4 protein-coding genes are annotated in these 4,203 nt (G+C 35.5%); 1 reads left to right on the top strand and 3 read right to left on the bottom strand.

Annotated features, from left to right (window positions below):
* A partial coding sequence (locus tag F6K13_RS21095) for a Dethiobiotin synthetase (RefSeq protein ID WP_287288281.1) occupies positions 1-241 on the bottom strand: 241 nt, incomplete at its 3' end.
* Between the two features lie 398 nt (positions 242-639).
* Between F6K13_RS21095 and F6K13_RS21090 the strand changes: the two genes are divergently transcribed.
* Positions 640-882, top strand: a complete 243-nt coding sequence (locus F6K13_RS21090; protein WP_287242550.1) for a hypothetical protein — start codon at positions 640-642, stop codon at positions 880-882.
* Between the two features lie 93 nt (positions 883-975).
* Here F6K13_RS21090 and F6K13_RS21085 read toward each other — a convergent pair whose 3' ends face one another.
* Together F6K13_RS21085 and F6K13_RS21080 are read right to left on the bottom strand one after the other, a co-directional pair.
* Positions 976-2,079 (bottom strand): pentapeptide repeat-containing protein, encoded by a 1,104-nt coding sequence (locus F6K13_RS21085; RefSeq protein WP_124154620.1) that lies wholly within the window; start codon positions 2,077-2,079, stop codon positions 976-978.
* Between the two features lie 202 nt (positions 2,080-2,281).
* On the bottom strand, positions 2,282-3,751 hold the full coding sequence (locus F6K13_RS21080; RefSeq protein ID WP_287288278.1) for a carotenoid oxygenase family protein: 1,470 nt from the start codon (positions 3,749-3,751) through the stop codon (positions 2,282-2,284).
* Positions 3,752-4,203: the final 452 nt, after the last annotated feature.

Raw genomic sequence — 4,203 nt, 5'->3', positions numbered from 1 at the left:
TAAATAATTTTAGACTTTCTATTGCTAATAAATATAATCCGGCAACTAATTCTCGGTCTAGAAGAGGATCTCCTTGCAACATTTCAAAAGAGATTTTTAGAGCTAACAAAATATTAGTTGCTTGGCCAGGAATAGGAGGTTTACCTTGTTCGAGACGCATGAGGAAAGCATCTGGATTAATTTTAGTTTCTAAAGCTGTTCCTTGATCTATGAGAAATTGACGGGCAGTTTCATAATTCATATTAATAATTAGGTGGTAGGTTTTAGGTGTTATACCAATTTTATGTGAGGTGGCACAGAATGGGAAAAAGCATAAGTAATTTGTAGGTTGGGTTAAGCGATAGGGCAACCCAACAAAAACTCATATCGATTAATTACTGATCATAAAGTTTTTGTTTTTTTGTAATTAAGCCCTAGCCCTTACAATACTTAGTATTATTGCTCCAGCAAAATTACGAGCCTAATTATAACTGTTCTAATGAACATGATATTATTTGCTACTATTGATAATTTTCCGGCACTAGAAAATTACGATTTTATAATTAGATAGGAAAAAATTTTATCGTGACAAATCAATGTTGCTTAGACCGTTAAACTACGTCAATTATTGTTAATTAGGGTCTGCTGAATAAAGTCTTTTTGCTCTTTGTAGGAGACAGGAGACAGGAGACAGGAGACAGGAGAAATGGGAATGTAGAGGAGGTAGGAGCAAGAATTGTCTCTCAATTTTTCTGCCATAATCATCCTAAAATACCAGCACGCATGAGCTTTTTCCACCAAAAAGTTGGTACTTTTTTCAACGCTAAAACGCTAAAACCTTTATCTGTAAATACTTTTAGAATTAATCAGCAAGCCCTAATTAATTATGGTGAGAGACTTTGATTAACTTTGCTTAGAGTTTTGGACAATACTCCCAATTTTTAAACTAAACTGTGGCTAATATTAGCGACGCATTGGAGCTAATACTGGGTCTTCCTAAGAATCTTCAAAAATAGCTCCTTGTTGAATGAGGTCTTGTTTGAGTTGTTCATTCATTCCTTGGCTATTGCTGCTGAATTTTGTATTTATTACTTTACTGTTTTCTAATTTAGCTCCACTGAGGTTAGCTCCACTAAGGATAGCTCCACTAAGGTCGGCTTCTCTGAGGATTACTCCACTGAGGATGGCTTTTCTGAGGTAAGCTCCACTAAGGTCGGCTTCTCTGAGGTCAGCTTCACTGAGGTCGGTTTCTTCGAGGTAAACTCCTCTAAGGATGGCTCCACTGAGGATAGCTCTTCTGAGGTAAGCTCCACTGAGGATGGCTCCACTGAGGATGGCTTTTCTGAGGTCGGATCCATTAAGGATGGCTTTTCTGAGGTAAGCTCTACTAAGGTCGGCTTCTCTGAGGTTAGCTCCTCTGAGGTAAGCTCCACTAAGGTCAGCTCCTCTAAGGATGGCTCCACTAAGGTCGGCTCCTCTGAGGTTAGCTCCACTAAGGTCAGCTCCTCTGAGGTAAGCTCCACTAAGGTCAGCTCCACTAAGGTCAGCTCCACTAAGATTTAATTTTTCGCTCCTTCGATAAGTTCTAATTTTTTGAATTAATAGTTCTTTTTCATCAACTCCAGTAACCGCAGCTTTAATTTTTGCCACATCAGTGTCAGAAATATCCCCAGTAATTGAAAATGCTAATTTTTCCTTTTCAGGCTCGATAAACTCAACATTTTTTATTGGCACATCAAATATTTCTGTTAATTCTTCAGAGTTAAATAATTTTTCTATTTTTTCCAAACCTTCTGGAGAACCTTTTAACACAAACTTTAAACTTCCTTCATCAACATCAACAATTGTTAATTCTGCATCATCCGCATCAGCAGCAATTTTTTGTAGATGTTTTTCAATTACTTTTAATGTGAGCTCGTGTGTAATATTGAGACTGCCAGTTATTATAAATGCTAATGCTATATTTTTCTCTTCTTTTGGATTCGGATTTTTTTCAGATGCATAGGCTGTAGAATGATTGTTATTCACTTGAATTATTATATTTTTGTCACCCTGAATAATTTGATTATTGTTTTTCTTGTTAGATTCCTCGTTATTCATATTATTAATTTTAGATAGATTGCTTTGATTTACTTTTACTTTAAGAATCCATCTAAATCAGGAAATATTAGGTTATCTACTTCATCTGTCCCTAAAGTAAGCTGTGGCTAATACCCCTCTATAAATTGGGGGAAATATCAGATCAATCCCCCCCAATTAAACAACCGTTTGCCTCTAGATTTTCAAGTCAACCAAACATCAATTACTCCCCAAAATAATGAGGTGTAAAACTCCCATGTAAACCATAAGGAATATGATGCTTTAAATGCAAAATTGCCACAGGTTTTTTATTCAAATCTCTAGCATCCAAAATCACAACATCCGACCGATGTTCTGCCGCATCATACATCAACATCAATAACCAACCATCATCTTCATTCACCCCATTCGGAAAAGGAACAAATAAAGGTTCTCCGGCAAAACCTCGCGGTGCAACACTAAAAATTTGACGTTCTCCTGTTTGCCAATCAATCTTTAATATTGCTTGTAAAGGAGCGTTTCCACTTGGTTGTTCTGCTACTCCAATAAATAAATATCGATAAGCTTCTCCCACATTATTCGGATTTAGATTCGGAAAGTCACAACAACGACTTTCAAGCAATTTATGTTCTACATTATTCTCTGACAAATTAATCTTAAATCGCCATAATTGACTTGCTGGAATTGAGTCAAAATCTAATTCACGAAAATCATCACCCATGTCAACTTGTGGGAAAGATTCATAACAAATAGAATCTACATAAATTTCCCCATTCTTTTCCCAAGCATTAGCATGATGAAATATAAAACAAGGTTTCGTTTCCAAAATTTTCATAGCTTTACTACCATCACGAGGAATTAAAATAACCTGTGTTGATTTATTAGGTGAAAATTTCAAACATTGACCAGCACCTCGCAGTCCCAAGAAGAAAGGAATAGGATTTAAAGTAACAGGATTTTGGAAAAAGATACAGTAATTTGGTGTAATTGCCATATCGTGTAAAAAGGCAAAACCAGGAATCGAATTAGAGTAACGTTTGAATAATTTTCCCTGACTATTAAACTCAAAAATAGTGATAGTACTCGATAAACCAGGCTTTACAGAAAAGTTAACTAAAACATCTCCTTTACCATCCTTTCCTTTCTCAATTCTGGGGTGAGCAGAAAAAGCTTGACCAGGTTGTAAAATTCCATCTAAATCATCAAGTTTAATAGTTTCTAATGTCTTTGGATTTAACTGATGAGGTTCTGCTCCTTCCCACAATGCCAAAAGTTTATTCCCCCAATAAAGAATACCAGTATTGGCAATATTTTTATTTTTTAGGTCGAAAATATTAGCTAACCAACCACCAGGTTTTTGAGTGCCAAAAACGCCTCGATAGAGAATTTTTCCTGCTGCTTTTTCTGCCACATATCCTTCCGTTTTAACAAAGCTATTTCGGAAGTGGGCACGACCATTTTTAAAACCAATAGCACAAACCATTCCATCACCATCAAAAGGATGAGCGATCGCCTGACCATTAATATCTAATAAACCGGGTCCGTTGCGGAAAAAAGTACCATTCAAATCTGCTGGTATTTCACCTTCTATATCATCAATCCAATAATCATATTCATTGGGTTGAGATTCATATCCTTTTTGCCAATCTTCACGAGTATAAGATGTAGATTTTTCTATTTGTAAATTTGCCATAATTAAATCCTAATTTATCAACTGTTTAAAGTTTTACACGAAATATCAATTTGAGGGAATTAAACTATCTCTATCGCTCAAGGGAGAAAAATCTGACTTAATTATAAATCAGAAACCAAAAATATATTCACTACTGTTTTGCCATACGCAATAGTAGAATTTCAAACCTTTCCACAAAGTAGACTCGAAACCAAAGACGATCGCTCAACACAGAAAAAATCTGACTTAATTACAAATCAGAAACTAAAAATTTATTCACTACTGTTTTGCCATACGCAATAGTAAAATTTCACACCTTCCCACAAAATAGACTCCAAACCAAAGGCGATCGCTCAACACAGAAAAAATCTGACTTAATTACAAATCAGAAACTAAAAATTTATTCACTACTGTTTTGCCATACGCAATAGTAAAATTTCACACCTTCCCACAAAATAGACTCCAAACCAAAG

This window comes from Okeania sp. SIO2B9, assembly GCF_010672505.1.
Classification (GTDB): domain Bacteria; phylum Cyanobacteriota; class Cyanobacteriia; order Cyanobacteriales; family Microcoleaceae; genus Okeania; species Okeania hirsuta.
This window is presented reverse-complemented; position numbering and strand designations above follow the sequence as displayed.